Source organism: Streptomyces sp. NPDC050658 (assembly GCF_044457025.1).
Taxonomy (GTDB): Bacteria; Actinomycetota; Actinomycetes; order Streptomycetales; family Streptomycetaceae; genus Streptomyces.
In genome coordinates, this window is sequence record NZ_JBITGM010000005.1 from 21,176 (window position 1) to 47,028 (window position 25,853).

Consider the following 25,853-nt stretch of genomic DNA (forward strand, 5'->3'; position numbering starts at 1 on the left):
GCAGCCCCAGCAGGCCCCGCAGCCCCAGCAGGCGTACGCACAGGCCGGCGCCCCGATGCAGGGCGCTCCGATGCAGGGCGCCCCGATGGCTCCCCCGCCCGCGGCCCCCGCGCCGCCGTCCGCCTGGCAGCAGGCGATGAACAACGCCTACACCTCGCCGATCCCGGTCAAGAAGACCCACCTCGGCAACGCGCTCGCCTCCGAGTGGACGAAGATCAAGTCGGTCCGCTCGACGATGTGGACGCTCGGCGTCTTCCTCCTGCTCGTCATCGGCATCGGCCTGCTCGTCGCCGCGCAGACGCAGCCGGGTGACTACGCGGACGTGCCGTTCACCATCCCGGCCTTCTTCGGCCTGGTCCTCGGCCAGATCTGCCTGATCACGCTGGGCGTCCTTGTGACCTCGTCCGAGTACGGCACGGGCATGATCCGTACGACGTTCACGGCGTCCCCGCAGCGCTACCGCGTCCTCGCCGCGAAGATCATCGTCTTCTTCGTGATCGCCTTCATCGTCTCGGCGGTCGCCATCTTCCTGGTCGGCGCGATGACGTCGGGTATGCACAGCGGCTCCGAGGCGGGCGACGTGGCCTGGGGCGGCACGGTCCTCAAGGGCGGGCTCTACGTCTCGCTCCTGGGCGTCCTGGCCCTCGCGGTCGGCTCCATGCTGCGCCACTCGGCGGGCGCGATCACCGCGATGCTCGGCCTGGTCCTGGTCCCCGCGATCCTGCCCGCGTTCCTGCTGATCTCGGAGAGCACCCGCAAGGTCGGCGAGAAGATGATGGACTACAACGCGCCCAACTCGCTCGCCAAGATCTTCCAGATCGACACCGGCGCGGGCAACGGGAACTCTCAGCTGGTGCTGCTGATCGTCGTGACGCTGATCGCGATCGTCGGCGCCTTCGCGCTCCTGGAGAAGCGCGACGTGTAGTCCCCGGCGGCTAGTACCGAGGCGCGTTCCTGGACCGCTGCACCCGTGAGGTGCGGCGGTCCTTCGCGTTCCAGCAGGCCTTGTGCCAGTGCCTGCGCTCGTCCACGCCCGAGTGCTCGGGCCAGGCCACCACATGGGCCATGCCGGACGGGATCTCCTGGTCGCAGCCGGGGCAGCGATAGGTCTTGCCGGCCGCGCTCGCGCCCGCGACGTGGCGCACGCTCCACTCCTCGCCCTGCCAGCTCTCGGCTCGCTGGAAGCCGCCGTAGCGGCCGCTCTGCTCCGCGTCCGGACGCGGCGTTTCTGCTCCGGCGCCCTTGGGGCGGTTGCGACGCGGGGACACGGAACACCTCACTGGATGTACGGGGGTCAGGGGTGTGTCCAGCCTACGCGCCGTGCCCAGGGGTAGGCGTCCTGCACCGGCCCCCGCCCGGCCCCCGCGCGCTGCGCAGAAAATCCGTCAATCTTCATGCCAGGCCGTGCCTTTGGCACGTGTCACGCGTTGTTGCCCGTAGGGGGAGTACCTGCGTCGGCGCCAAGGAGGCAGGAGTGCGATGCGTGTAGGTAGTTTTGTTCTGGCCGCCCAGTTCCCGGGACAGGGACAGGGGGAGGCACTGCACCGTGCGGTGCGGTCGGCCGAGGTGGCGGAGGAGGCGGGTCTCGACTCCGTCTGGCTCGCCGAGCACCATTTCGTGCCGTACGGCACCTGTCCGTCCGCCGTGACCCTCGCCGCGCTCCTTCTCGGGCGTACGCGACGGATCCGCGTCGGCACGGCCGTCAGCGTCCTGCCGACCGCGCATCCCGTCGCGCTCGGCGAGCAGGCGGCGCTGCTGCATCTGACGTCCGGCGGGCGCTTCTCGCTGGGCGTGGGGCGCGGCGGGCCGTGGGTGGACCTGGAGGTCTTCGGCTCGGGTCTGGACGCGTACGAGAAGGGCTTCCCGGAATCCCTCGACCTGCTGCTGCGGTGGCTGAGCGAGCCCCGGGTCGCGAGCGACGCGGGCCGCTTCGCCTTCCGCGAGGTCGCCGTGGTGCCCCGCCCGCAGGAGGCTCTGCCCCGCACGGACGGCGACGCCCCGGAGGCGGTAGAGGGCCCCGAGGTGATCGTCGCGTGCACCTCGCCGTCGAGCGTGCGGCTCGCCGCGGAGCGCGGTCTGCCGATGCTGCTCGGCATGCATGTCGGCGACGAGGAGAAGGCCGAAATGGTGGCGTTGTGGCAGCGGCACGCGCGCACCTCGGGGCGTACGCCGGAGGAGGTCCATGCGGCCGCGCACGTCTCGGCAGGGGTCGCGCAGATCGCCGACCGCCGTCTGGAGGCGGCGGAGACCCTGCAGAAGGCGATGCCGGGCTGGCTCAAGCAGGGCCTGGACGCGCATGTCACGGTCGACGGCCGGGTGCGGGCCATGCGGGATCCGCTCGCGTACACGGAGTTGCTCTGCGGGATCCACCCGGTGGGCACGCCCCAGGTGTGCGCGGACCGGATCGCGGCCACGTCGGAGCGCACCGGCATCACGCGCTTCGCGCTGCTCGTCGAGGGCTCGGGAGACCTCGCGACGACGGAGGAGAACGTCCGCAGGCTGGGCGCCGAAGTGCTGCCCCAGCTCGGCTGAGCCGCTGACGGCGGGGAGCTGCCGCTCCAGTACTAGAGCACCTCCCGCGTACGGAGCGGCAGCAACAACCGTCAGCAGTCCCGCAGTTCCGGCGACTGGTTGAGCAACTGGCCCCGGATCGAGGTGAATCGGGCCAGCCGGTCATCCACGGACGCGTCCAGCGGGAACACCGCCACACGGTGGCAGTTCTGGAAAGCCAGGCGCACTCCGAAGTGTCGTTGCAGGGCACCACGGATCGCGTCACTCGCGAGCGCGCGCAGCAGCTGGCCACGCGCCTGCTCGTCCGGCGGCGGCGTCTGGTTGTCGGCGAACTCTCCGCCGTCCACCTTCAGCTGGGCCACCAGGGAGCTGATCATCTCCCATGCGTAGGGCAGGGAGGTCCGGACGCAGTCGACGAATTCCGCTTCGTCGACCTCGCCTCGCTCGGCCTGTTCCAACAGCGCCGGTGAGACGTCGAGCGACATGGGTTCTCCTCTCGCACCCCCGGGGAGCGGGGGCTTACGGACAGGGAAGAAGCCCGCATACGCAGCGTGCACGCATGACGACCTCCTGCTTATACGGTAAGCATCACAACCTCACCGCACCAGGAGATCGGGCACATAACCGGCCAGGATCGAACAGCCTCATCGACGGAGAAATCGCGCGCACCACCTCGTGTCGAGTAGCGTTGCGCCCCATGCGTCTCGTCATTGCCCGATGCTCCGTGGATTACGCGGGCAGGCTCACCGCCCATCTCCCGTCGGCCCCCCGCCTGATCCTTGTGAAGGCCGACGGCAGTGTCTCGATCCACGCCGACGACCGGGCCTACAAACCCCTCAACTGGATGTCCCCGCCCTGCACGTTGAAGGAGGGATCAGGGGACGACGCCGGAGTCTGGACCGTCGTGAACAAGGCGGGCGAGAAGCTCATCATCACGATGGAGGAGATCCTGCACGACTCCGCGCACGAACTGGGCGTCGATCCCGGTCTCATCAAGGACGGTGTGGAGGCCCATCTCCAGGAGCTGCTCGCCGACCGGATCGAGACCCTCGGCGAGGGCTATTCGCTGATCCGCCGCGAGTACATGACCGCGATCGGCCCGGTGGACATCCTCTGCCGCGACGCCGACGGGCAGACCGTCGCCGTGGAGATCAAGCGCCGCGGCGAGATCGACGGCGTCGAGCAGCTCACCCGCTACCTCGAACTCCTCAACCGCGACCCGCACCTCGCGCCGGTCAAGGGCATCTTCGCCGCGCAGGAGATCAAGCCGCAGGCCCGCGTGCTCGCCACGGACCGGGGCATCGGCTGCGCGGTCCTCGACTATGACGCGATGCGGGGCATCGAGGACGACAAGCTGCGGCTGTTCTGACTTGCCTTGAGTTGCACGGTACGTACGTGAGGGCCGGGTCCTGGTGGACCCGGCCCTCCTCGTTTCCGTACGCCGTTACTTCCGTACGCCGTTGCTTCCGTACGCCGTGTCAGATCACCGTCGACGTGCTCGAACCGCTCGGCGACTCGGGCGCGCTGCTCGATGCCGGGCCGCTCGCCGAGTCCGAGGTGTCCGGGGACGACGGCGGCGCGTTCGACGACGGCGGATCCGGGTCCGGCTCCGTGGTCGTCGGCGGAGGCGTCGTCGGCGGCTTCGTCGTGGGCGGCTTCGTGGTCGGCGGCTTCGTCGTCGGCGGCTTCGTGGTCGGGGGCTTCGTCGTCGGCGGCTTGGTCGTCGTCGGGTCGTCCGACGGCTCACCGCTGTCGCTCGGGTCGTCCGACGGCTTCCCGCTGTCGCTGGGGTCGTCCGACGGCTTCCCGCTGTCGCTCGGCTCTCCGCCGTCCTCCGTGCTGGGCACGCCCTGGTCCGTGTCGCCGGGACGGCTCGTCGAGTCCTTCGCCGGCTTGTCCGCCGTCAGGCCGTCGTCGTCGCGGTCCTCGCTCGCGGACTGCTCCGTCTTGACCTTGTCCGGCGGCGGATCGTCGTTGCCGGAGGTCGCGCCGAGCGTCACCACCGTGCCGAGCACCGCGGCGAGGAGGGCTCCCGCGCCCGCCGCCACGAGGTTGCGCCGGGTGCCGCTGACGATGGAGCGGCGGGTGGGCGCCGCACCGGCCCCCGGGGACGGCGTGGCCCTGCGGGTCACCAGCGTCTCGGGCTCCGGAGGCGGCGGCTGCGGCAGCGAGAACGCGGCCGGGACGCCACCGGGGGGCGAAGCCGACTCCTCGTAGCGCGCGTCCGGCACTTCCTCGCCCGCGGCCGTGCGTCCGCCGGGCAGCGCGCCGCCGGAGCGGTCGGCGACCAGGGCGAGCGCCCTGCGGCCCGCGATCATGCCGCGCTTGTCGGCGAGGGCGCCGCGCAGACCGATGGAGGCCTCGAGTTCGGCACGGGCCCGGTCGAGGTGGCCGCCGCAGAGCGCGAGGATGCCGAGCTCATGGTGGAAGTACGCCTCTTCGGCGACCTCTCCCGCGGTGCGCGCCGCCTCCTGGCCCGACCGCAGGGCACGCTCCCACGCGCCCCAGTGCAGTCCGGCGGCGAAGGCGGGCGCGACGGTGCGGGCGAGCAGCACGGCGGCGCTCTGCTCGCCGCCGGTGGACCCGGACGCCTGCTCCGGCCGCCCGCCGACCAGGACGCCGAGCGCCGCGAGCACCGCGTCCGCCTCGGCGGCGACCCGCTCGGGGGTGACCGAGGGGTGCCCGGCCCACCAGGCGTAGTGCTGGGCGGCGCTCTGCGCGCGCTCGGTCGTGTCGTCGGCGTACCCGGACATCTCCAGCTGTGTGCGCACCCCGGCCGCGAGGCGGTAGTGCGCGCCGACCGGCGTGACCAGGGCGGTGGCGACCAGCTCGGCGAGGGCCGCGTCCGCGTGGGTGTCGCCGACGAGGGCGGGCAGATGCGCCTGGTGCGGCAGCTCGCCGCCGAGCGCGACGGCGAACCGCAGGGTGGTGCGGGCCGACGGGCTGAGCCGCGACGCGAGCAGGGCGGCGGGTGCCGCTCCGTCGGCGAGCGAGGGCAGCGGGACGTCGTGGCCGTCGGAGTCGAAGGGCGCGTCGACCGGGGCCGCCCCCGGCCCTTCGTAATAGCCGTATTCGTCGAAGGCGTGCGGGTCGGCGCGCAGCTGGTCGCGCTGGCGCAGCAGGGCGCCCGCCTGCACGAAGCGCAGCGGGAGGCCCTCGGACTCGAACCAGAGGTCGCCGGCCCAGCTCGCCTCGTCGTCGGTGAGGACGCGGCCGACGCCGCGCTCGAGGAGTGCGAGGCCCGCGCCGCGGTCGAGGCCGCCGAGGAAGACCTCTTCGAGGTGCGAGTCGGGTGACGGGGCCGCGACGTCGGGCGTCGCGGCGATCAGGAAGGCGCACTCGGGTGTCGCGTCGAGCAGTTCCTCCAGGCCCGAGCCGCCGAACTCCAGGTCGTCGAGGACGACGACCGCGCCGATCTCGTGGACGAGTTCGAGCAGCAGGGTGCGGTCGGGGCGGTGCAGCGGCGCGTTGTAGACCGCGGCGAAGAGGTCCTGGAGCAGGTCGCCGGGGCTCTTGTGGTAGCCGGAGAGCCTGACGACGCCGTCCGGTGCGAGGTCGGCGCAGTCCTCGGCGACGGTGTTCAGGAGCGCCGTGCGCCCCGAGCCGGCGGGGCCGGTGAGCCGGACCGAGCGCCCGCGTGCGAGGAGGCGTACGAGCCGCTCGCGCTCCTCCTGGCGTTCGAGCAGCGGCAGCCGGGGCAGTGCGGGACCCGGTGGCACGGGCGGCGCCGACGCGCGGCGCAGCTCGGCACGCTCGGCGGCGGTGCGCTTGGCGGGGTGTGCGGGCAGCTCGCCGGGCGGGCAGGGTTCGATCTCGCTGCCGTCGACCGGGTTCACGGTGAGCAGAAAATCGCCGGATATGAGCTGGACAGTGCGGGCGAGCGCGGGTGCGGGCTGCCCGAAATCAGGAGTCAGAGGATCGCGGGGTGGCCGCGATCGGCGCGCCGAATCGTCGTCATTCATGCCGTCTTGGCCGTACTCTTCCGGTCCCCGGTTCATCGGGTCCATGGTCAAAGCCCCCCAGATGCGTGGTGTACACAGCCCCCTCCGGCCTTGTGCACACTGCGCTGTCGCTTCTGGTCCGGTGCCCCCGCTCGGGTTCTCACATCGGTGGCGACCGAACCCTAGACCTTGGCTCAGTATCTACGAACGGGCGGGGTACCGCGCCGTCCGAGACGTCACAGTCTCGTGAGGATTGTGCGCGAGGGGTGTTTCATACCCGGATCGCCGGGATCAAACGCGAGGAAGCGATTCGACCCCGATGCCACCTTCGATGGCGAGGATCCGGTGCAGCCGGGTGGCCACGAGGAGGCGCTGCATCTGGGGCGGTACATCGCGCAGCACGAGGCGGCGTCCGCACCGTCCCGCGCGCCGGTGCGCGCCCATGATCACGCCGAGTCCCGTGGCGTCCCACGAGTCGAGTTCGGACAGGTCGAGCACCAGGTCGCCGGCTCCGTCGTCGACGGCCGAGTGCAGGACCGTTCGGGCGTCCGCCGCGCTTCGTACGTCGAGGCGTCCCCCGACGACCAGCTGGGCCTGGTCGCCCCTGATGTGCATATGCGCTCCCCGAGAGTGCTGAGTTTCCTGTGACGTCTGTTCCGTAAGGCGTCTGCGTATGTCACTGCAACTGACTGCCACTTGGGCAAGGAAGTTGCCGTCTGTAAGCGAACCGATACCGAATTCACTCCGAGGGGTGAGGCCGCAAGGGAGGGAGCAGACGTCAGTGCTTGTAGAACCCCTGCCCGCTCTTGCGGCCGATGTCACCGGCGTCAACCATCCGGCGCATCAGCTCGGGCGGCGCGAACTTCTCGTCCTGGGACTCCGTGTAGATGTTGCTGGTGGCGTGCAGCAGGATGTCGACGCCCGTCAGGTCGGCGGTCGCGAGCGGTCCCATGGCGTGCCCGAAGCCGAGCTTGCAGGCGATGTCGATGTCCTCGGCAGTGGCGACACCCGACTCGTACAGCTTGGCGGCCTCGACGACGAGCGCCGAGATCAGACGGGTCGTCACGAAGCCGGCCACGTCGCGGTTGACGACGATGCAGGTCTTGCCGACGGACTCGGCGAACTCCCTGGTGCGGGCGAGCGTCTCGTCGCTGGTCTTGTAGCCGCGGACCAGCTCGCAGAGCTGCATCATCGGCACCGGCGAGAAGAAGTGCGCGCCGACGACCCGCTCCGGACGCTCCGTCACGGCCGCGATCTTGGTGATCGGGATGGCGGAGGTGTTGGAGGCGAGCACCGCGTCGTCGCGGACGAGCTTGTCGAGCGTACGGAAGATCTCGTGCTTGACCTCGAGCTTCTCGAAGACGGCCTCGACGACGATGTCGGCGTCCGCGACCGCGTCCATGTCGGTGCTCGTCGTGATCCGCCCGAGCGCCGCCTCGGCGTCCTCGGCGGCCAGCTTGCCCTTGCTCACGAACTTGTCGTACGAGGCCTTGATCCCGTCGGTGCCCCGGGTCAGCGCCTCGTCGGTGACGTCGCGCAGGACGACGTCCCAGCCCGCCTGTGCGGAGACCTGAGCGATGCCGGACCCCATGAGTCCGGCTCCGATGACGGCGAGCTTCCCTGCCACTGTTCCGACTCCCCTACCGCTTATCACGACTGGCTTACACGCTGTTTACGTTTGCCTGTTCGCCGGACATTAGCGGTCGTGAGCGCCGAGTTGGCGGTGAAGAGATGCGCGTCACGTCTCAGATGACGGACATCACACTGGTACGCCCGTCGATACGGCTCATCCGGCGTCCCGTACCGCGTAGTTGAGGACCTTTTCGCTCAGCAGGTCCTCCATCTCGTCGAGCAGCACGAGGGCGTCGCGGGAGACCTCGGCGGGCGCCCGGCACTTGGTCATCTCGTCGCCGATCCACGCCATGAGCGTGCTGTGGACCCAGGAGAGCTGGCCCGCGATCAGGCCGGGCATGGGGTCGTCGTCGGCGGCCTTCACCTCGTCGGCGATGGTCTTCGCGAGGTGGCCGAGCGCCTGCTGCTGGATCTCCCAGAGCCGGGCGCGCAGCGGGTGGGCCTCGTGGATGACCTTCATGAAGTCGGCCCAGCCCGCGAAGAGGCCGATGGTGGGCGAGACGCTCTCCACGTCCGAGCGCAGTGCGCGCAGCACGGCGGCGGCCGCGGACTCCCCCGGGCGGCGGCCGCGCACATAGCCGGAGAGCCGGTCGACGACGGCCTCGCCGCGGTCGAGGAAGAGGTCCTCCTTGGCCGGGAAGTAGTTGTAGACCGTGTTCACGGAGACGTCGGCGGCATCGGCGACCTCCGCGACCGTCACCGTGACGAAGCCGTGCTTCAGGAAGAGCCCGGTCGCGATGTCCGAGATCCGCTGCTTCGTCTGCCGCTTCTTCCGCTCCCTGAGCCCCTCAGCCATGACCCCACCCTAAGCCCATCGGCTTGGGTGACTGGAATATTGGTGACGCCGCAAAGTTTGGTGGCATTGCAAAATTTAAGCGACTCTGTTTTTGTGGTCGCCATGGCAATCATCAGTACCTCCGGGCTCGCCCGGACCTTCCGGACCAAGGGCGGCCCGGTCGAGGCCGTGCGCGGCATCGACCTGCGCGTCGAACCCGGCGAGATCATCGGCTTCCTCGGGCCGAACGGCGCGGGCAAGACGACGACGCTGCGCATGCTGACCACGCTCCTGCCGCCCACCGGCGGCGCCGCCACCGTCGCAGGATTCGACCTGGCCACGGACCCCGCCGGCGTCCGCGAGAAGATCGGTTACGTCGCCCAGTCCGGCGGCGTCGACCTCAACATCTCCGTACGCGAGGAGCTGGTCACCCAGGGGCGGCTCTACCGCCTGACAAAGGCTCAGGCCGCCGCCCGCGCCGACGAGCTGGCCCGCGACCTCGGCCTGACCGAGCTGCTGGAGCGCCCCTGCGCCGCGCTCTCCGGCGGCCAGCGCAGGCGGCTCGACATCGCCATGGGGCTCACCCACCGGCCCGCCGTGCTCTTCCTCGACGAGCCGACCACCGGCCTCGATCCGGGCAGCCGGGCCGACCTGTGGGCGCTGGTGCGACGCCTTCGCGACGAGCACGGCACGACGGTCGTCCTCACGACGCACTACCTCGACGAGGCCGACGCGCTCTCCGACCGACTGGTCGTCGTCGACAAGGGCGTCGTGGTCGCCGAGGGCACGCCCAGCGCGCTCAAGCTCCGCTACGGCGGCTCGATCGACGCCACGCTCCAGGACACCTTCCTCGCCATCACCGGCCGGGACATCGCCCCCAAGGACACGGCGCCGGTCGCCGTCTGACACCCCGGGACCCCAGAGAAATGCCCACACTTCTTTCCGACACCGCGCTGGTCTTCGGGCGGTACGCCCGGCAGACCCTGCGCTCCAAGTTCCAGATCTTCTTCGGCGTCCTGACGCCGCTGCTCTATCTGCTCTTCTTCGGCCCGCTGCTCACCGATCTGCCGCTCGGCTCGCAGGGCGACTCCTGGCAGGTGCTCGTGCCGGGGCTGCTGCTCCAACTCGGCCTGTTCGGCGCCACGTTCAGCGGTTTCGCGCTCATCATCGAGAAGCAGTTCGGCGTGGTGGAGCGGATGCGGGTGACGCCCGTCAGCCGGCTCGCGCTGCTTCTCGGCCGGATCCTGCGCGATGCCATGCTCTTCGTCTTCCAGGCGGTGCTGCTGGTGCTCGCCGCGCTGGTGATGGGGCTCAGGGCGCCGGTCGGCGGCATCCTCATCGGGTTCGCGTTCGTGGCGCTCCTGACGGCGGGGCTCGCGTCACTGTCGTACGCACTGGCGATGAAGGTCTCCAAGCCGCACGAGTTCGGGCCCGCCGTGAACGCGGTGAGCATGCCCTCGATGCTGCTCTCCGGCCTGATGCTGCCGATGGCGCTCGCACCCGCGTGGCTCGACGTGCTCTCGCACTTCATGCCGTTCCGCTATCTGGTCGACGCGGTCCGCGCGGGCTATGTGGGCGACTACGCGACCACGACCATGCTGTACGGCGTGCTGATGGCCCTCGGCTTCGTGCTGCTGTCCGTGACGGTGGGCACACGTGTCTTCCGGAAGGCCGGAGCGTAACTACGCTGGCCCCATGGTCAATCTGACGCGCATCTACACCCGCACCGGCGACCAGGGCACGACGGCCCTCGGCGACATGAGCAGGACCGCGAAGACCGATCTGCGGATCTCCGCGTACGCCGACGCCAACGAGGCCAACGCGGTCATCGGCACGGCGATCGCGCTCGGCGGGCTCCCCGAAGAGGTCGTGAAGGTCCTGGTCCGGGTCCAGAACGACCTCTTCGACGTGGGCGCCGACCTGTCCACGCCGGTCGTCGAGAACCCGGAGTACCCGCCGCTGCGGGTCGAGCAGTTCTACGTCGACAAGCTGGAGGCGGACTGCGACCACTTCAACGAGCAGCTGGAGAAGCTGCGGAGCTTCATCCTGCCGGGCGGCACGGCGGGGGCGGCGCTGCTGCATCAGGCGTGCACGGTGGTGCGGCGGGCCGAGCGGTCGACGTGGGCCGCCTTCGAGGTGCACGGGGAGGTCATGAACCCCCTGACGGCGACCTATCTGAACCGCCTCTCCGACCTCCTGTTCATCCTGGCGCGGATTGCGAACAAGGAGGTCGGGGACGTGTTGTGGGTTCCCGGCGGCGAGCGGTAGCCCTCAGAGCCCGCTCAGGGACTTGGGGCGCTCGGGCTCGGCGGCAGGTGACTTCTTCGGGAAGAGCGTGTAGCTCCCGGCGATGATCACGTTGATGCCGATCAGCCACAGCATCTTCTGCTGCCACATCCGCAGCGAGCCGATGTCGCCGTCGCCGCCCACGTACCAGACCGCGCCCTGCAGCAGCGCCATCGCGATCAGGCCCGCCAGGATCCAGCGGGCGGCGATCTTCCACTCGTGGATCGCGCGGGCCATGCCGTACTTCGGGGTCGACGGCGGCGGACCGCCCGCGAAACGGTGGGCGACGCGGACGTCGACCCACTTGATCGTGTAGTGGCCGAGCGCGATCGAGTAGCCGATGTAGACCGCGGCCAGACCGTGCTTCCAGTCCGGCTCCGCGCCGTTCTTCAGGTCGATCGCGGTGACGACGAAGAGGACGACCTCCAGGATCGGCTCGCAGAGCAGCACGGCGACGCTCGCGCGCGGCATCTTCGCCCAGTAGCGCAGGGCAAGGCCGCCGGCAAGGAGCAGCCAGAAGCCGACCTCGCAGATGATGATCAGTGTGACGATCACGGTTCGCTCCTCTCGGTCACCCTTCAAGGCTCCCTGCGGGGCGGCCGCTGATCGTCGTCACCAGTGACGAAACCCGACTGCATCCTTCGATGTAGCGGGCAGTTCCTCCCTCAGGATCAGGCATCGGCCGCGCGTCCCGTGTTGGATGGAGGCCATGGCCCTGCCCCTCGCCCGCCCGCACCGCGTCGACGTCACCATCGCGTCGGTCAGCCTGTTCAGCGGGCTCGTGCTGTGGGCGCTCGGGCTGCACACGACGCCGGGCCGGGCGCTCGACGCGACCTGGGCGCTGATCCCGCTCGCCGTCCTGGCGTGCCTGGAGCTGATGCGCCGGACGGCCCCGCAGTTCGCCCTCAGCGTCGGCACCCTCGCGCTAGTCGCCGACCAGTTCACCGAGGGCAATCTCGCCTCGATCATGATGTTCACGGACCTCGTGTACGCGGCGGTCGTCTACGGCACTCCGGCCGCCGCGCGCCGCATCCCGGTCACCACCGGCCTGGTGACCGTGGCAGTCACCATCGGCTTCCTGGCCTGGTTCCAGAAGCCGGAGGCCATCCTCATCGGTGTCATCACGGGCGTGGTGTCCTTCGGCCCCGCGACCACGGGTGTGCTCGTACGCAACCATCGCGAGGCCGCCGAGGCCGCGAAGCTGCGCGCCGAGCAGACCGCGCTGCTCGCCGAGATGGACCGTGTCCAGGCCGTCACCGCCGAGCGCGCCCGGATGGCCCGCGAGCTGCACGACATGGTCGCCAACCACCTCTCGGCGATCGCCATCCACTCCACGGCCGCGCTCTCCCTGGACGACCCGGCGACGAGCAAGGACGCCCTCGCCGTCATCCGCGAGAACAGCGTCGAGGGCCTGGCCGAGATGCGCCGCCTCATCGGCATCCTGCGCGACTCCAGCGACGACCGGGAGCCGGCGGCCGCCCCCACCCTGGACGGACTCGGCGCCCTGCTCGCGGGCGCCCGTACCAATGGTCTCGACGTCACCCTGGACGACACCCGCGCTCCCGGGGGCGCGAAGCTCCCCGCCCCGGTCGAGCTCGCCGCGTACCGCATCGTCCAGGAGTCCCTGACCAACGCCCTCAAGCACGCCTCCCCCGGCCGGGTCACCGTGGCGCTCGACCAGCCGCCCCGCGCCCTGGTCATCCGTGTCACCAGCCCGTACGACGATCCGGCCGGGCCCCGCGCCCCCGGCTCCGGAGCCGGTCTGGTGGGCATGCGCGAGCGCACCGAACTGCTCGGCGGCAGCTTCGCATCGGGCCCGGAGAACAGCCCTGACGGCAAGGTGTGGATCGTGTCCGCGACCCTGCCCGTCGACCCCGCAGACGAAGAGGTGTCGTACGAATGATCCGAGTGCTCGTCGCCGAGGACCAGTCCGCCGTACGCGCGGGACTTGTCCTGATCCTGCGCAGCGCGCCCGACATAGAGGTGGTCGGCGAGGCGGCCGACGGCGAGGAGGCGGTGGCGCTCGCCCGTGAACTCCGGCCCGATCTGGTCCTCATGGACATCCAGATGCCACGGCTCGACGGCGTCTCCGCGACCCGGCAGGTCGTCGCCGACGGCCTCGCCGACGTGCTCGTCCTGACCACCTTCGACCTCGACGAGTACGTCTTCGGGGCGCTGCGCGCGGGCGCCTCCGGGTTCCTCCTGAAGAACACCGAGGCCAAGGACCTGCTTGACGCGGTCCGAGCGGTCGGGCGCGGCGAGGGCCTGATCGCGCCTGCCGTGACACGGCGTCTGATCGCCGAGTTCGCCGCCCCGAAGACGGTCGTACGCAGCGAGAACGCGCCGGATCCCGCGGTGCTCGACTGTCTGACGCGGCGGGAGCGCGAGGTGCTCTCCTGTCTGGGCCAGGGGCTTTCCAACGCGGAGATCGCGGGCCGGCTCGCGATGGCGGAGGCGACGGTGAAGACCCACGTCAGCCGGCTGCTCGGGAAGCTGGAGCTGCGCAGCCGGGTCCAAGCGGCCGTCCTCGCACAGGAGTTGGGCGTCTGAGGCCGGGACCGGGGGCGTGATTCGGCCATTGGTTCAGACCTCTTGACCGCTGGTCCAGACCTTTCTATTCTCACCGCACTGCGGTGAGCACTCCCCCACGTGTTCCACGTGCTCACGGGCGGCGCAGGGTCCCACCCCTAACCCCCGTATCTCACCCGAGGAGCACACTGTGCGCTTCAGACACAGAGCCGTGGCAGGCCTCACCACCCTGCTGCTCCCCCTCGCCACCCTGGTGGCCCTTTCGGGTCCCGCCGAAGCGGCACCCGAAGCCGCCCCGGAAGCCACTGCCACGTACGCCAAGACCCAGGACTGGGGCAGCGGCTTCGAGGGCAAGTGGACCGTCAAGAACACCGGCACGACCACGATCAGCTCCTGGACCGTCGCGTGGGACTTCCCCGCCGACACCAAGGTCACCTCCGCCTGGGACGCCACGGTCACCAACTCCGGCACCCGCTGGACCGCCAAGAACCTCGGCTGGAACGGGACGCTCGCCCCCGGCGCCTCGGTCTCCTTCGGGTTCAACGGCACGGGCTCCGGCTCGCCCGCCAACTGTTCGCTCAACGGCGGCAGTTGTGACGGCGGCAGCGTCCCCGGCGACAACCCGCCGAGCGCCCCGGGCACCCCCACCGCCTCCGACATCACCAATACGTCGGTGAAGCTGGCCTGGAAGGCGGCCACCGACGACAAGGGCGTCAAGAACTACGACGTCCTGCGCGACGGCGCCAAGGTCGCCACCGTTACCGGCACTTCGTACGCCGACAGCGGTCTGACCGCCGGCACGGACTACTCGTACACGGTCCAGGCCCGCGACACGGCCGACCAGACCGGACCCGCATCCGGCGCCGTGAAGGTGCGCACCACGGGCGGCACCGATCCGGGCCCCGGCCCCGGTGACAAGGTCAAGCTCGGCTACTTCGCGCAGTGGGGCGTCTACGGACGCAACTACCACGTGAAGAACATCGACACCTCGGCCTCCGCCGCCAAGATCACCCACATCAACTACGCCTTCGGCAACGTCACCGGCGGCAAGTGCGCCATCGGCGACGCGTACGCCGACTACGACAAGGCCTACACCGCCGACCAGTCCGTCGACGGCGTGGCCGACACCTGGGACCAGCCGCTGCGCGGCAACTTCAACCAGCTGCGCAAGCTGAAGGCCAAGCACCCGAACCTCAAGGTCATCTGGTCCTTCGGCGGCTGGACCTGGTCCGGCGGCTTCGGCGAGGCGATGAAGAACCCCGCCGCCTTCGCCAAGTCCTGCCACGACCTGGTGGAGGACCCGCGCTGGGCCGACGTCTTCGACGGCATCGACCTGGACTGGGAGTACCCCAACGCCTGCGGCCTGACCTGCGACACCAGCGGCCCGGCGGCGATGAAGACCATGATGCAGGCGTTCCGCACCGAGTTCGGCAAGGACGCCCTGGTGACGGCGGCGATCACCGCCGACGCCTCCAACGGCGGCAAGATCGACGCCGCGGACTACGGCGGCGCCGCGCAGTACACCGACTGGTACAACGTGATGACGTACGACTTCTTCGGCGCGTGGGCGGCGAAGGGCCCGACGGCCCCGCACTCCCCCCTCACCTCCTACCCCGGCATCCCGCAGGAAGGCTTCAACTCCGCCGACGCGATCGCCAAGTTGAAGGCGAAGGGCGTCCCCTCCGCCAAGCTGCTGCTCGGCATCGGCTTCTACGGACGCGGCTGGACGGGCGTCACGCAGAAGGAACCGGGCGGCACGGCGACAGGGCCCGCCGCCGGCACGTACGAGCAGGGCATCGAGGACTACAAGGTCCTGAAGAACTCCTGCCCCGCCAACGGCACGGTCGCCGGGACCGCCTATGCGCACTGCGGCAGCAACTGGTGGTCGTACGACACTCCTGCGACGGTCAAGAGCAAGATGGCCTGGGCCAAGCAGCAGGGGCTCGGCGGGGCCTTCTTCTGGGAGTTCAGCGGGGACACCGCGAACGGGGAGTTGGTGTCTGCCATCAATGACGGCCTGAAGTAACCCACCCCAGAACGAAGCCGGGGAGACAGGAACGCCCCCTGTCTCCCCGGCTTCTCGCGTACTAGGCCACGTTCACTCGCTGCCCCGGCGGCGCAGCCTCCAGCCAGGCCAGGAAGCCCGTCAGCGCGTCCTCGCCCATCGCCAGCTCAAGGCGTACCCCCCGGTGGAGGCAGCCGAGCACGATCGCGTCGGAGAGCAGGGCCAGCTCCTCCTCGCCGTCCGGGGCGCGGCGGTCGACGACCTCGATGGCCGAGCGCTCAAGGACACGGCGCGGGCGGGGAGCGTACGAGAAGACGCGGTACCACTCGATCCGGTCGCCGTTGTAGCGGGCGACCCCGTAGCCCCAGCCCTTGCCGGAGGTGTCGCCCTTCTCCGGGGCGTTCCAGCGCAGGCTGCAGTCGAAGGTGCCGCCCGAGCGCTGGATCAGCCGGCGGCGCAGTCCGAAGACGAAGAGCCCCACCAATACCAACGCGACCAATACGAGTCCGCACACGAGCAGAGTGAGGATCATCGGCACCGACCTCCTCGCCTCTCCGAAACGGACCAACATTGCACCCGCATTGCCTCAGCCGCGGCCCGTCCGGATTGCTCCGGACCTGGCCGCGGCTGAGTCACGTCAACGCCGACACGCTGGGTTCAGCGCGTCGCCACCGCCCGCAGTCGGACGTCCGCACGGCGCTCGGCGGAGGCGTCGGCCTCCGCCTTCGCGCGCTCGAGCGCCCGCTCCGCGCGCTGGACATCGATCTCGTCCGACAGCTCGACGATCTCAGCAAGCAGCGACAGCTTGTTGTCCGCGAAGGAGATGAATCCTCCGTGGACCGCGGCGACGACAGTGTTGCCGTCCACCGTACGAATGGTCACCGGGCCCGACTCCAGCACACCGAGCAGCGGCTGGTGACCGGGCATGACGCCGATGTCGCCGGACGTGGTGCGCGCGACGACCAGGGTGGCCTCGCCGGACCAGACACTGCGGTCCGCGGCGACCAGCTCGACATGCAGCTCAGCAGCCAAGGGTGGCTCCTCGGGTCACCACCCGGCGGTATCGCCGGGTGTTGGGTCAAATTCTAGTGGGCGTACCGGGAGGGGCGGGACGCACCCACCCCTCCCGGGAGTCGAGGCTCAGCGGACTGAGCCGCCGATTCAGGAGACGCCCAGCTCCTTGGCCTTCGCCTTCAGGTCGTCGATGCCACCGCACATGAAGAACGCCTGCTCGGGGAAGTGGTCGTACTCGCCGTCGATGATCGCGTTGAACGCGGTGATCGACTCGTCGAGCGGCACGTCCGAACCGTCGAGGCCGGTGAACTGCTTGGCCGCGTGGGTGTTCTGCGACAGGAAGCGCTCCACGCGACGGGCGCGGGAGACGACGAGCTTGTCCTCTTCCGAGAGCTCGTCGATGCCGAGGATCGCGATGATGTCCTGGAGGTCCTTGTACTTCTGCAGGATTCCCTTGACGCGCATGGCGGCGTCGTAGTGGTCCTGCGCGATGTAGCGCGGGTCCAGGATGCGGGACGTGGAGTCCAGCGGGTCCACGGCCGGGTAGATGCCCTTCTCGGAGATCGGACGGGAGAGAACCGTCGTCGCGTCGAGGTGGGCGAAGGTGGTGGCCGGGGCCGGGTCGGTCAGGTCGTCCGCGGGGACGTAGATCGCCTGCATCGAGGTGATCGAGTGACCACGGGTCGAGGTGATGCGCTCCTGGAGGAGACCCATCTCGTCGGCCAGGTTCGGCTGGTAACCCACCGCGGAGGGCATACGGCCGAGCAGGGTCGAGACCTCGGAACCGGCCTGCGTGAAGCGGAAGATGTTGTCGATGAAGAACAGCACGTCCTGCTTCTGCACATCGCGGAAGTACTCCGCCATGGTCAGACCGGCGAGGGCGACACGCAGACGCGTGCCCGGCGGCTCGTCCATCTGGCCGAAGACCAGGGCGGTCTTGTCCAGAACGCCCGACTCTTCCATCTCGTCGATGAGGTCGTTGCCCTCACGGGTGCGCTCGCCGACACCGGCGAACACGGAAACGCCCTCGTGCAGCTTGGCCACACGCATGATCATTTCCTGGATGAGGACGGTCTTGCCGACGCCCGCACCACCGAACAGACCGATCTTTCCACCCTTGACGTACGGGGTGAGAAGGTCGACGACCTTCAGGCCGGTCTCGAACATCTCGGTCTTCGACTCGAGCTGGTCGAAGGCCGGCGCCTTGCGGTGGATCGCCCAGCGCTCGGTGACGTCCTTCTCGGCCTCCGGCTCGTTCAGGATCGCGCCGAGGGTGTTGAACACCTTGCCCTTGGTGATGTCACCGACCGGGACGGTGATGCCGTCGCCGGTGTCGGTCACCGGGGCCTGGCGGACCAGACCGTCGGTGGGCTGCATGGAGATCGCGCGGACCATGCCGTCACCCAGGTGCTGGGCGACCTCAAGGGTCAGCGTCTTCAGGGCGCCGTCCTGAGCCGGGTCTGCGACCTCGACGTGCAGGGCGTTGTAGATGTCCGGCATCGCGTCGACGGGGAACTCCACGTCGACGACCGGGCCGATCACCCGGGCGACGCGGCCCGTGGCAACGGCCGTATCAACAGTGGTCGTCATTACTTGTCACTCCCCGCGGTCGCGTCGGCCAGGGCGCTGGCGCCACCGACGATCTCGCTGATTTCCTGGGTGATTTCGGCCTGGCGGGCCGCGTTGGCAGAGCGGGTGAGCGCAGTGATCAGGTCACCCGCGTTGTCGGTCGCCGACTTCATCGCACGGCGCGTGGCGGCGTGCTTGGAAGCAGCCGACTGAAGCAGCGCGTTGTAGATGCGGCTCTCGACGTAGCGCGGCAGCAGGGCGTCGAGGACGTCCTCCGCCGACGGCTCGAAGTCGTACAGCGGGCGGGCCTCGTCCGCCGTGCCCGCCTCCTTCGCCACCTCGTCGAGGCTCAGCGGGAGCAGCCGGGAACCGACCGCGTCCTGCGTCATCATCGAGATGAACTCGGTGTAGACGATGTGGAGTTCATCCACGCCGCCCTCGACAGAGTCCTTCTCGATGGCCTCGATCAGGGGTCCGGCGATCGCCTTGGCGTCCGCGTAGGAAGGGGCATCCGTGAAGCCCGTCCACTGCCCGGCGATCGTGCGCTCACGGAAGTTGTAGTGCGCGATGCCACGGCGGCCGACGATGTACGTGTCGACCTCCTTGCCCTCGCTCTCCAACTTCACCGTCAGCTGCTCCGCGGCCTTGATGGCGTTGGAGTTGAAGGCGCCGGCCAGACCGCGGTCGCTCGAGAGGAGCAGGACAGCGGCCCGGGTCGGAGTCTCGGCCTCGGTGGTCAGCGGGTGCTTGTCGCTCGCACCCGTGGCCACCGCGGTGACCGCGCGCGTGAGCTCGGTCGCGTACGGAGTGGAGGCCGCCACCTTGCGCTGCGCCTTGACGACGCGCGAGGCAGCGATCATCTCCATCGCCTTGGTGATCTTCTTGGTCGCGGTGACGGATTTGATGCGACGCTTGTAGACCCGGAGCTGGGCTCCCATGAGTCAGGTCCCTTCCGTCGTCACTTGGACGCGTTGACGGCGACCGGGCCGGCCGGGGCGTCCTCGCCGAGCAGCTTGCCGTCCGACGTCTCGAACTGCTTCTTGAACTCCGCGACGGCGTCCGCGATGGCCGTGACCGTGTCGTCGGACATCTTGCCGCCCTCCTTGATGGAGGTCATGAGGCCCTGCTCCTTGCGGTGCAGGTACTCGAGCAGCTCGGTCTCGAAGCGACGGATGTCGGCGACCGGGACCTCGTCCATGCGGCCCGTGGTACCGGCCCAGATGGAGACGACCTGGTCCTCGGTGGCCATCGGCTGGTACTGCGGCTGCTTGAGCAGCTCGACCATCCGCTGACCGCGCTCGAGGGAGGCCTTCGACGCGGCGTCCAGGTCGGAACCGAAGGCGGCGAACGCCTCCAGCTCACGGAACTGGGCGAGGTCCACGCGGAGGCGGCCCGACACCTGACGGATCGCCTTGTGCTGCGCGGAACCACCGACTCGGGAGACGGAGATACCGACGTTGAGCGCGGGGCGCTGACCGGCGTTGAACAGGTCCGACTCCAGGAAGCACTGGCCGTCGGTGATGGAGATGACGTTGGTCGGGATGAACGCCGACACGTCGTTCGCCTTGGTCTCGACGATCGGGAGACCCGTCATCGAGCCCTTGCCCATCTCGTCCGAGAGCTTCGCGCAGCGCTCGAGCAGACGCGAGTGCAGGTAGAAGACGTCACCCGGGTAGGCCTCGCGCCCCGGCGGGCGGCGGAGCAGCAGGGACACGGCGCGGTAGGCGTCGGCCTGCTTCGAGAGGTCGTCGAAGACGATGAGGACGTGCTTGCCCTCGTACATCCACTGCTGGCCGATGGCCGAACCGGTGTAGGGCGCCAGGTACTTGAAGCCCGCCGGGTCGGACGCCGGGGCGGCGACGATGGTCGTGTACTCGAGCGCGCCGGCCTCTTCGAGGGCACCGCGCACAGAGGCGATGGTGGAGCCCTTCTGACCGACGGCGACGTAGATGCAGCGCACCTGCTTGTTCACGTCGCCCGAGCGCCAGTTGTCGCGCTGGTTGATGATCGTGTCGACGGCCAGGGCGGTCTTGCCCGTCTGGCGGTCGCCGATGATCAGCTGACGCTGGCCACGGCCGATCGGGGTCATCGCGTCGACGGCCTTGTAGCCGGTCTCCATCGGCTCGTGGACCGACTTGCGGTCCATGACCGTGGGGGCCTGCAGCTCGAGGGCGCGGCGGCCGGACGTCTCGATCTCGCCGAGGCCGTCGATCGGGTTGCCGAGCGGGTCGACGACGCGGCCGAGGTAGCCCTCGCCCACCGCGACGGACAGGACCTCGCCGGTACGGGTGACCGGCTGGCCCTCTTCGATGCCGCTGAACTCGCCGAGGACGACGGCGCCGATCTCGCGCTCCTCAAGGTTGAGGGCGAGACCGAGGGTGCCGTCCTCGAACTTCAGCAGCTCGTTGGCCATGGCCGAGGGCAGGCCCTCGACCTTCGCGATGCCGTCACCGGCAACGGTGACCGAACCGACCTCCTCGCGCGAGGCCGCGTCCGGCTTGTACGCCTGGACAAAGTTCTCCAGTGCGTCCCGGATCTCCTCCGGCCGGATCGTGAGCTCCGCCATCTGGGTTCCCTGCTCTCCTTGTTGGGCCCGAAGTTTCACTTTGGGGGTCTGGGGACTCCCCCCAAGCAACGAGGTGAATCCTCTGCACGGCCCAACTAGGGCCGTCATTACTACGTGTTGAGTTACTGCTAGCTCGCCATGCGGCGGTGCGCGTCCTCGATGCGGTCCGCGATGCTGCCGTTGATGATCTCGTCGCCGACCTGCACCGTGATCCCACCGAGGACCTCGGGGTCCACATCCAGGTTCAGGTGCATCTGGCGGCCGTAGACCTTCGCAAGGACGGCACCGAGACGCTGCTTCTGCTGGTCCGAGAGCGGAACGGCAGAGGTGACGACGGCGACCATCCGGTCGCGGCGGTCCGCGGCGAGCTTGGAGAGGGACTCGAGTCCTTCTTCCAGGCTACGTCCACGGGGCGCGGTCACAAGGCGCTCGACGAGCCGCTCCGTCACCGCGTTCGCACGACCGCCGAGCAGGCTGCGCAGCAGCTCGCTCTTGGCCGCGCCGGTGGCGCCGCGGTCGGTGAGCGCGGACCGGAGGGCGGGGTTCGAAGAGACGATCCGGCCGAACCGGAACAGCTCGTCCTCGACGTCGTCCAGCGCGCCGGACTTCTGCGCACCGGTCAGGTCGGCGAGGTTGGCGAGCTCCTCGAGGGCGTCCACCAGGTCACGCGACTGCGACCAGCGCGAGCGGACCATGCCGGCCACCAGGTCGGCGGTCTCGCCGCCCACCTGCCCGCCGAGCAGCCGCCCGGCGAGCTCGGCCTTGGCCTCGCCGCTCTGCGACGGGTCGGTCAGGACCCGACGCAGGGAGACCTCACGGCCCAGGAGCGCGGTGACAGCGGCCAGCTCGTCGCTCAGCTTCTTCGCGTCGACCGACGTGTTGTCGGTCAGCGCGTCGAGGCGCTCGCGCGCGGCGGCCAAGGCCTCGCGGCTAGCTCCGTGCGCTGTCATCGAGCAGCCTCGGCCTTCTCCTCGAGCTCGTCGAGGAAGCGGTCGATGGTGCGGCTCTGCCGGGCGTGGTCCTCGAGGGACTCGCCGACGAGCTTGCCGGCCAGGTCGGTGGCCAGCTGGCCCACGTCCTGACGCAGCGTCTGCGCGGCGGCCTTGCGGTCGGCGGCGAGCTGCGCGTGACCGGCGGCGACGATCTCCTCGCGCTGACGCTGGCCTTCGGCCCGCATCTCGGCGATGAGCTGGGCGCCCTGCTCCTGCGCCTCCTGGCGCAGACGCGCGGCCTCGTGCCGGGCCTCGGCGAGCTGAGCCTTGTACTGCTCGAGCACGCTCTGGGCCTCGGTCTGAGCGGCCTCGGCCTTCTCGATACCGCCTTCGATCGCCTCACGGCGCTCGTCCAGAACCTTGTTGATGTTCGGGAGGAGCTTCTTCCAGAAGAAGAAGAAGACGATGGCGAAGGCGATGGCGCCGACGAGCAGCTCGGGGCCGGGCGGGATCAGCGGGTTCTGCTTCTCCTCGGCCGCCAGCTGCACCAGGTTGGCGATCACATCAGTGCCTTTCGTCGAAGTGTCGGTAAGCAGTTATTACTGACCGAACACGAACGGCATAACGATGCCGATGAGGGCGAGCGCCTCACAGAAGGCGAAGCCGAGGATCTGGTTCGAACGGATCAGGCCGGCAGCTTCGGGCTGACGGGCCAGGGCCTCGGTGCCCTTACCGAAAACGATGCCGACGCCGATGCCGGGGCCGATCGCGGCGAGGCCGTAGCCGATGGAACCGAGGGAGCCGGAGACGCCTGCGGCGAGTTCGAGGGTCGCGGACATGCCGTTACTTCCTTCTCTTTCAAGGACCGGTGGGGGTTGGCCACCGGGCGATCTGGGGGGCTAGAGAGCCGGGGGGGCACTCAGTGGTGCTCGGCGAGAGCGCCCTGAATGTAGGTGGCGGAGAGCAGCACGAAGACGTACGCCTGAACCGCCTGCACGAAGAGCTCGAAGAGGATCATGGCGATGGTCATCACGAAGGAGACACCGGCCGCCGGGATCATGAAGCTGTTCAGCAGGTACCAGGAGGCGACGGTGAACATCACCAGCATCAGGTGACCGGCGAACATGTTGGCGAAGAGTCGCACCGAGTGCGTGAACGGCCGGACCAGCAGGTTCGAGAAGAACTCGATGAACGAGACGAGCCACTTGATCGGGCCGAGCGAGTTGTCGTAGCCGGTGATGTTCTTCCAGCCGCCGACGAAACCGTGGCGCTTGAACGTCAGGGGCACCCAGATGAAGTAGACGATCGCGGCCAGGACGACCGGGTACGCGAAGATCGACGAGACCGGGAACTGGGTCAGCGGGATCACGGACCAGATGTTCATGATCCAGATGAAGAAGAACATCGAGACCATCAGGGGGACGTACTTCTCGCCCTCCTTCTTGCCCATCGTCTCGTAGACGATGCCGCGGCGTACGAAGTCGTAGCCGGCCTCACCGATCATCTGCAGCTTGCCCGGGACGACCTTGGCCTTGCCGAACGCCGAGTAGAAGAAGGTGACGACGACGAGCGTGGTCAGCAGGGCGAGCAGCATGACCTTGTTGAACTCGAACCCGCCGACCTCGAAGATCGGCTTGAAGAGGAACGAGTGCAGGCCCGGAGCCGGGAAGCCACAGCCGTTGTCGGACATGATCCGACAGCTCCAGTCAAAGGCGAGCTCAGTTTGGTCAGCACTCACCGCGGGCTCCTTCGGCGTGACGCATAGGTACGGCAACCTCGTTGTCGTGTCGGCGCGGCGCGAAGCCGCGATTCGGCACCAGACTGGTGTTTCGGATGTGGGCGCGGCGTTCAGGCATCGAGCCTCGCGATCGTGCAGGCGTCAGCTCAGATGCCCGCGCCAGCAGTGCCGCAGTTGGCACCGGACGATAGCAGCATCTCGAACGGGCATTTATCCCGGCCCTACCCTTCACGTCGAGGACCCCGACTTCTCCGGCTTGTCCTGCTGCCCGGAGTCGGGATCGACGTAAAGGATCTTGGCCTTCATGTGTGCGCGAGCCTGCGACGCCATCCATACGACGGTCGCCACCACAAGGCCCACTGCGAAGGTCTTGGGGTTGAACAGCGTGGTGTCCTTGAAAAGGGCCACGAAGACGAGAAGCAGCAGCAGTTGGAGGACGTAGAGCAGCAGCCCCATCATCTGGAAAAGATGGGGAAGCGACTTGGCCGTCCGCTGCAGTGCGAACATTCCGAGGCCCATGAAGGCGATGACCACCAGAGTGCCGACGACAGCGCCGAGCGCTCCCTTGCCGCCGGCGACCACAGCGCTGACGGCGGCGACGATCGCGCCGGCGGCAGCCGTGGGCACGGCGGTCTGCAGGAGAGTTCGGGTGTCTTGAGACGGCATGGCGGCAGCTCCGCTTACTGATGGGGGCAGGGTGTCGTCATGGACGAGCGTAGTCCGGGGTCGAGAGCGTCCCTCGGGCCGGTGGACCGTCGCACTACGGTCCTTCGGCTCTATCCCCTGGTTTCGTGAACGGTATCACAAACTATTTGATGAGGTCTTTACCTGTCAGGTGTGCTCGCTGTCACACATGAGAGCTAATCCGCGCGTCTGTGCATGCAGCGGGGTGACTTGTCTGGTATTGGGACCGTTTGGCTGTCGGCGTCAGCTCGACGACTCGGCCCTGTGCCGATCCTCGAAGCGCGAGCGGGTGCCCACGGCGGTCGCTCCGTTGACGGCTGCGCCGACCGGAGGACGGGAGTCCGACTCCACTTCCGTCTCCCTCTGCTCAGCCGTCCCGGCTGTCGCGTTCGTCTCATCGCTCGCCGCGGCTGCCTCCAGCTTCGCGGCCCGGCGGCGCCGGTAGCGCGGCGGCACGAAGGACTCGGCCCAGCCCGGGATGTGCGGAGTGAAGCGCGGAAGCAGCAGGAGCACCAGACCCACGGCGCTCAGCGCCACGATCGCCAGCAGGATCCACATGCTGGTGGAGTGCACCGAGTACGCGACCGTGCCGAAGCCGATCAGCGCGGACCAGAAGTACATGATCAGCACCGCGCGGCTGTGCGAGTGGCCGATCTCCAGGAGCCGGTGGTGCAGGTGGCCCCGGTCGGCGGCGAACGGCGACTTGCCGTTCCACGTACGGCGGACGATCGCGAGGACCAGGTCCGCGAACGGGATGGCGATGATCGTCAGCGGCATCAGCAGCGGGATGAAGACCGGGAGCATCGCGTGCGTGGCATCGCGGGTGCCGCCGAAGTTCAGCTTCAGGGCGTCGCCGTCGATCTGCCCGGTGGCCGAGATCGCGCCGGCCGCGAGGACCAGGCCGATCAGCATCGAGCCGGAGTCCCCCATGAAGATCCTGGCGGGATGGATGTTGTGCGGCAGGAAGCCCAGGCACATGCCGATCAGGATCGCGGCGAAGAGCGTCGCGGGGGCCGCGGCCTCGATGCCGTAGCCGTACCAGAGGCGGTAGGCGTACAGGAAGAACGCGGTGGCGGCGATGCAGACCATGCCCGCGGCCAGGCCGTCGAGGCCGTCCACGAAGTTCACCGCGTTGATCGTGATGACCACCAGGGCGACCGTCAGGAGCGTGCCCTGCCCCTGGTCCAGAAGGACCATTCCGTAGCCCGGCACGGGGATCCACAGGATCGTCAGACCCTGGATGACCATGACGCCCGCGGCGATCATCTGGGCGCCCAGCTTGATCAGCGCGTCGATCTCGAACTTGTCGTCGAGGACGCCGATCAGCCAGATCAGCGCGGCGCCGGAGAGCAGCGCGCGCGGTTCGTTGGACCGCTCGAAGACGTCGTTCAGGTTCGGCAGGTGGTCGGCGACGAGCAGACCCGCGCACAGGCCGAAGAACATCGCGATCCCGCCGAGCCGGGGCGTGGGCTCCCGGTGCACGTCGCGGGCGCGGATCTCCGGCATGGCGCCGGCCACGATCGCGAACTTCCGCACCGGGCCGGTCAGCAAGTAAGTCACCGCGGCCGTGATGCAGAGCGTCAGCAGGTATTCACGCACGGGCTTCCCCACAGGTATCGCTGGCCATCTCAGCCCCACAGCCTAGCTCTGCGGGCATATGGCTGGGGACTT

Annotated in this window: 27 protein-coding genes; 9 read left to right on the plus strand and 18 right to left on the minus strand. The window is 69.1% G+C overall.

What is annotated here, in order from left to right:
• The first annotated feature begins 85 nt into the window (after nt 1-85).
• Nucleotides 86-925, plus strand: coding sequence for an ABC transporter permease (locus ACIBKX_RS18560; protein ID WP_399375852.1), 840 nt, complete (start codon nt 86-88; stop codon nt 923-925).
• A gap of 10 nt (nt 926-935) precedes the next feature.
• Here the strand turns inward: ACIBKX_RS18560 and ACIBKX_RS18565 are convergent, their stop codons facing one another.
• The gene (locus tag ACIBKX_RS18565; RefSeq protein WP_363275168.1) at nt 936-1,268 is read right to left on the minus strand and encodes an ATP/GTP-binding protein; all 333 of its coding nucleotides are present in this window, start codon (nt 1,266-1,268) and stop codon (nt 936-938) included.
• A 211-nt stretch (nt 1,269-1,479) separates the two neighbouring features.
• Here ACIBKX_RS18565 and ACIBKX_RS18570 point away from each other — a divergent pair, with 211 nt between their 5' ends.
• Nucleotides 1,480-2,532, plus strand: coding sequence for an LLM class flavin-dependent oxidoreductase (locus tag ACIBKX_RS18570; protein ID WP_363275169.1), 1,053 nt, complete (start codon nt 1,480-1,482; stop codon nt 2,530-2,532).
• A 71-nt stretch (nt 2,533-2,603) separates the two neighbouring features.
• On the opposite strand, the gene ACIBKX_RS18575 is transcribed toward ACIBKX_RS18570, so the two are convergent.
• Nucleotides 2,604-2,996: an SCO5389 family protein gene (locus ACIBKX_RS18575; RefSeq protein ID WP_266870828.1), complete on the minus strand. Its 393-nt coding sequence runs from the start codon at nt 2,994-2,996 to the stop codon at nt 2,604-2,606.
• A gap of 212 nt (nt 2,997-3,208) precedes the next feature.
• On the opposite strand from ACIBKX_RS18575, the gene nucS reads away from it, so the two are divergent.
• Nucleotides 3,209-3,880, plus strand: a complete 672-nt coding sequence (nucS, locus tag ACIBKX_RS18580) for an endonuclease NucS (RefSeq protein ID WP_363275170.1) — start codon at nt 3,209-3,211, stop codon at nt 3,878-3,880.
• A 109-nt stretch (nt 3,881-3,989) separates the two neighbouring features.
• Here nucS and ACIBKX_RS18585 read toward each other — a convergent pair whose 3' ends face one another.
• The 4 genes from ACIBKX_RS18585 to ACIBKX_RS18600 all read right to left on the minus strand — a co-directional run bounded on the left by ACIBKX_RS18585 (nt 3,990) and on the right by ACIBKX_RS18600 (nt 8,880).
• Nucleotides 3,990-6,518, minus strand: coding sequence for an ATP-binding protein (locus tag ACIBKX_RS18585; RefSeq protein WP_363275171.1), 2,529 nt, complete (start codon nt 6,516-6,518; stop codon nt 3,990-3,992).
• A gap of 225 nt (nt 6,519-6,743) precedes the next feature.
• On the minus strand, nt 6,744-7,067 hold the full coding sequence (locus ACIBKX_RS18590) for an STAS domain-containing protein (RefSeq protein ID WP_016643271.1): 324 nt from the start codon (nt 7,065-7,067) through the stop codon (nt 6,744-6,746).
• A gap of 163 nt (nt 7,068-7,230) precedes the next feature.
• Nucleotides 7,231-8,079, minus strand: coding sequence for a 3-hydroxyacyl-CoA dehydrogenase family protein (locus ACIBKX_RS18595; protein WP_363275172.1), 849 nt, complete (start codon nt 8,077-8,079; stop codon nt 7,231-7,233).
• A gap of 159 nt (nt 8,080-8,238) precedes the next feature.
• Nucleotides 8,239-8,880 carry a TetR/AcrR family transcriptional regulator gene (locus ACIBKX_RS18600; RefSeq protein ID WP_363275173.1) on the minus strand — a complete coding sequence of 214 codons (642 nt, stop codon included), beginning with the start codon at nt 8,878-8,880 and terminating at the stop codon, nt 8,239-8,241.
• Nucleotides 8,881-8,982: 102 nt separating this feature from the next.
• On the opposite strand from ACIBKX_RS18600, the gene ACIBKX_RS18605 reads away from it, so the two are divergent.
• Genes ACIBKX_RS18605 through ACIBKX_RS18615 form a run of 3 tightly spaced genes read left to right on the plus strand, consistent with a single transcriptional unit; the run spans nt 8,983 to nt 11,127 of the window.
• On the plus strand, nt 8,983-9,765 hold the full coding sequence (locus tag ACIBKX_RS18605; RefSeq protein WP_363275174.1) for an ATP-binding cassette domain-containing protein: 783 nt from the start codon (nt 8,983-8,985) through the stop codon (nt 9,763-9,765).
• Nucleotides 9,766-9,785: 20 nt separating this feature from the next.
• Nucleotides 9,786-10,541, plus strand: coding sequence for an ABC transporter permease (locus ACIBKX_RS18610; protein WP_363275175.1), 756 nt, complete (start codon nt 9,786-9,788; stop codon nt 10,539-10,541).
• Nucleotides 10,542-10,554: 13 nt separating this feature from the next.
• Nucleotides 10,555-11,127 carry a cob(I)yrinic acid a,c-diamide adenosyltransferase gene (locus ACIBKX_RS18615; protein ID WP_363275176.1) on the plus strand — a complete coding sequence of 191 codons (573 nt, stop codon included), beginning with the start codon at nt 10,555-10,557 and terminating at the stop codon, nt 11,125-11,127.
• Nucleotides 11,128-11,130: 3 nt separating this feature from the next.
• Here ACIBKX_RS18615 and ACIBKX_RS18620 read toward each other — a convergent pair whose 3' ends face one another.
• Entirely contained in the window at nt 11,131-11,700 is a 570-nt protein-coding gene (locus ACIBKX_RS18620; RefSeq protein ID WP_363275177.1) for a hypothetical protein, read from the minus strand.
• Nucleotides 11,701-11,854: 154 nt separating this feature from the next.
• On the opposite strand from ACIBKX_RS18620, the gene ACIBKX_RS18625 reads away from it, so the two are divergent.
• The 3 genes from ACIBKX_RS18625 to ACIBKX_RS18635 all read left to right on the plus strand — a co-directional run bounded on the left by ACIBKX_RS18625 (nt 11,855) and on the right by ACIBKX_RS18635 (nt 15,700).
• Nucleotides 11,855-13,048 carry a histidine kinase gene (locus tag ACIBKX_RS18625; RefSeq protein ID WP_363275178.1) on the plus strand — a complete coding sequence of 398 codons (1,194 nt, stop codon included), beginning with the start codon at nt 11,855-11,857 and terminating at the stop codon, nt 13,046-13,048.
• Nucleotides 13,045-13,695, plus strand: a complete 651-nt coding sequence (locus tag ACIBKX_RS18630; protein ID WP_363275179.1) for a response regulator transcription factor — start codon at nt 13,045-13,047, stop codon at nt 13,693-13,695. The genes ACIBKX_RS18625 and ACIBKX_RS18630 overlap by 4 nt, the downstream gene beginning before the upstream one ends.
• A 169-nt stretch (nt 13,696-13,864) precedes the next feature.
• Nucleotides 13,865-15,700 carry a glycoside hydrolase family 18 chitinase gene (locus ACIBKX_RS18635; RefSeq protein WP_363275180.1) on the plus strand — a complete coding sequence of 612 codons (1,836 nt, stop codon included), beginning with the start codon at nt 13,865-13,867 and terminating at the stop codon, nt 15,698-15,700.
• A gap of 61 nt (nt 15,701-15,761) precedes the next feature.
• Here ACIBKX_RS18635 and ACIBKX_RS18640 read toward each other — a convergent pair whose 3' ends face one another.
• The 11 genes from ACIBKX_RS18640 to ACIBKX_RS18690 all read right to left on the minus strand — a co-directional run bounded on the left by ACIBKX_RS18640 (nt 15,762) and on the right by ACIBKX_RS18690 (nt 25,781).
• Nucleotides 15,762-16,211, minus strand: a complete 450-nt coding sequence (locus ACIBKX_RS18640) for a DUF2550 domain-containing protein (RefSeq protein WP_135331165.1) — start codon at nt 16,209-16,211, stop codon at nt 15,762-15,764.
• Between the two features lie 125 nt (nt 16,212-16,336).
• Nucleotides 16,337-16,711, minus strand: coding sequence for a F0F1 ATP synthase subunit epsilon (locus ACIBKX_RS18645; RefSeq protein WP_363275181.1), 375 nt, complete (start codon nt 16,709-16,711; stop codon nt 16,337-16,339).
• Nucleotides 16,712-16,840: 129 nt separating this feature from the next.
• Nucleotides 16,841-18,283 carry a F0F1 ATP synthase subunit beta gene (atpD, locus tag ACIBKX_RS18650; RefSeq protein WP_363275182.1) on the minus strand — a complete coding sequence of 481 codons (1,443 nt, stop codon included), beginning with the start codon at nt 18,281-18,283 and terminating at the stop codon, nt 16,841-16,843.
• On the minus strand, nt 18,283-19,200 hold the full coding sequence (locus ACIBKX_RS18655) for a F0F1 ATP synthase subunit gamma (protein ID WP_363275184.1): 918 nt from the start codon (nt 19,198-19,200) through the stop codon (nt 18,283-18,285). The genes atpD and ACIBKX_RS18655 overlap by 1 nt, the downstream gene beginning before the upstream one ends.
• Before the next feature lie 20 nt (nt 19,201-19,220).
• Entirely contained in the window at nt 19,221-20,828 is a 1,608-nt protein-coding gene (gene atpA / locus ACIBKX_RS18660) for a F0F1 ATP synthase subunit alpha (protein ID WP_363275185.1), read from the minus strand.
• A gap of 128 nt (nt 20,829-20,956) precedes the next feature.
• Nucleotides 20,957-21,778, minus strand: coding sequence for a F0F1 ATP synthase subunit delta (locus ACIBKX_RS18665; RefSeq protein ID WP_363275186.1), 822 nt, complete (start codon nt 21,776-21,778; stop codon nt 20,957-20,959).
• Entirely contained in the window at nt 21,775-22,323 is a 549-nt protein-coding gene (locus ACIBKX_RS18670; protein WP_363275187.1) for a F0F1 ATP synthase subunit B, read from the minus strand. The genes ACIBKX_RS18665 and ACIBKX_RS18670 overlap by 4 nt, the downstream gene beginning before the upstream one ends.
• Before the next feature lie 36 nt (nt 22,324-22,359).
• Nucleotides 22,360-22,599 carry an ATP synthase F0 subunit C gene (gene atpE, locus ACIBKX_RS18675; RefSeq protein ID WP_361181421.1) on the minus strand — a complete coding sequence of 80 codons (240 nt, stop codon included), beginning with the start codon at nt 22,597-22,599 and terminating at the stop codon, nt 22,360-22,362.
• An 80-nt stretch (nt 22,600-22,679) separates the two neighbouring features.
• The gene (gene atpB, locus ACIBKX_RS18680) at nt 22,680-23,450 is read right to left on the minus strand and encodes a F0F1 ATP synthase subunit A (protein WP_135331187.1); all 771 of its coding nucleotides are present in this window, start codon (nt 23,448-23,450) and stop codon (nt 22,680-22,682) included.
• A 276-nt stretch (nt 23,451-23,726) separates the two neighbouring features.
• Nucleotides 23,727-24,164: a hypothetical protein gene (locus ACIBKX_RS18685; RefSeq protein WP_363275188.1), complete on the minus strand. Its 438-nt coding sequence runs from the start codon at nt 24,162-24,164 to the stop codon at nt 23,727-23,729.
• 261 nt (nt 24,165-24,425) lie between these two features.
• Nucleotides 24,426-25,781, minus strand: coding sequence for an MraY family glycosyltransferase (locus ACIBKX_RS18690; protein ID WP_363275189.1), 1,356 nt, complete (start codon nt 25,779-25,781; stop codon nt 24,426-24,428).
• Nucleotides 25,782-25,853 lie beyond the last annotated feature (72 nt).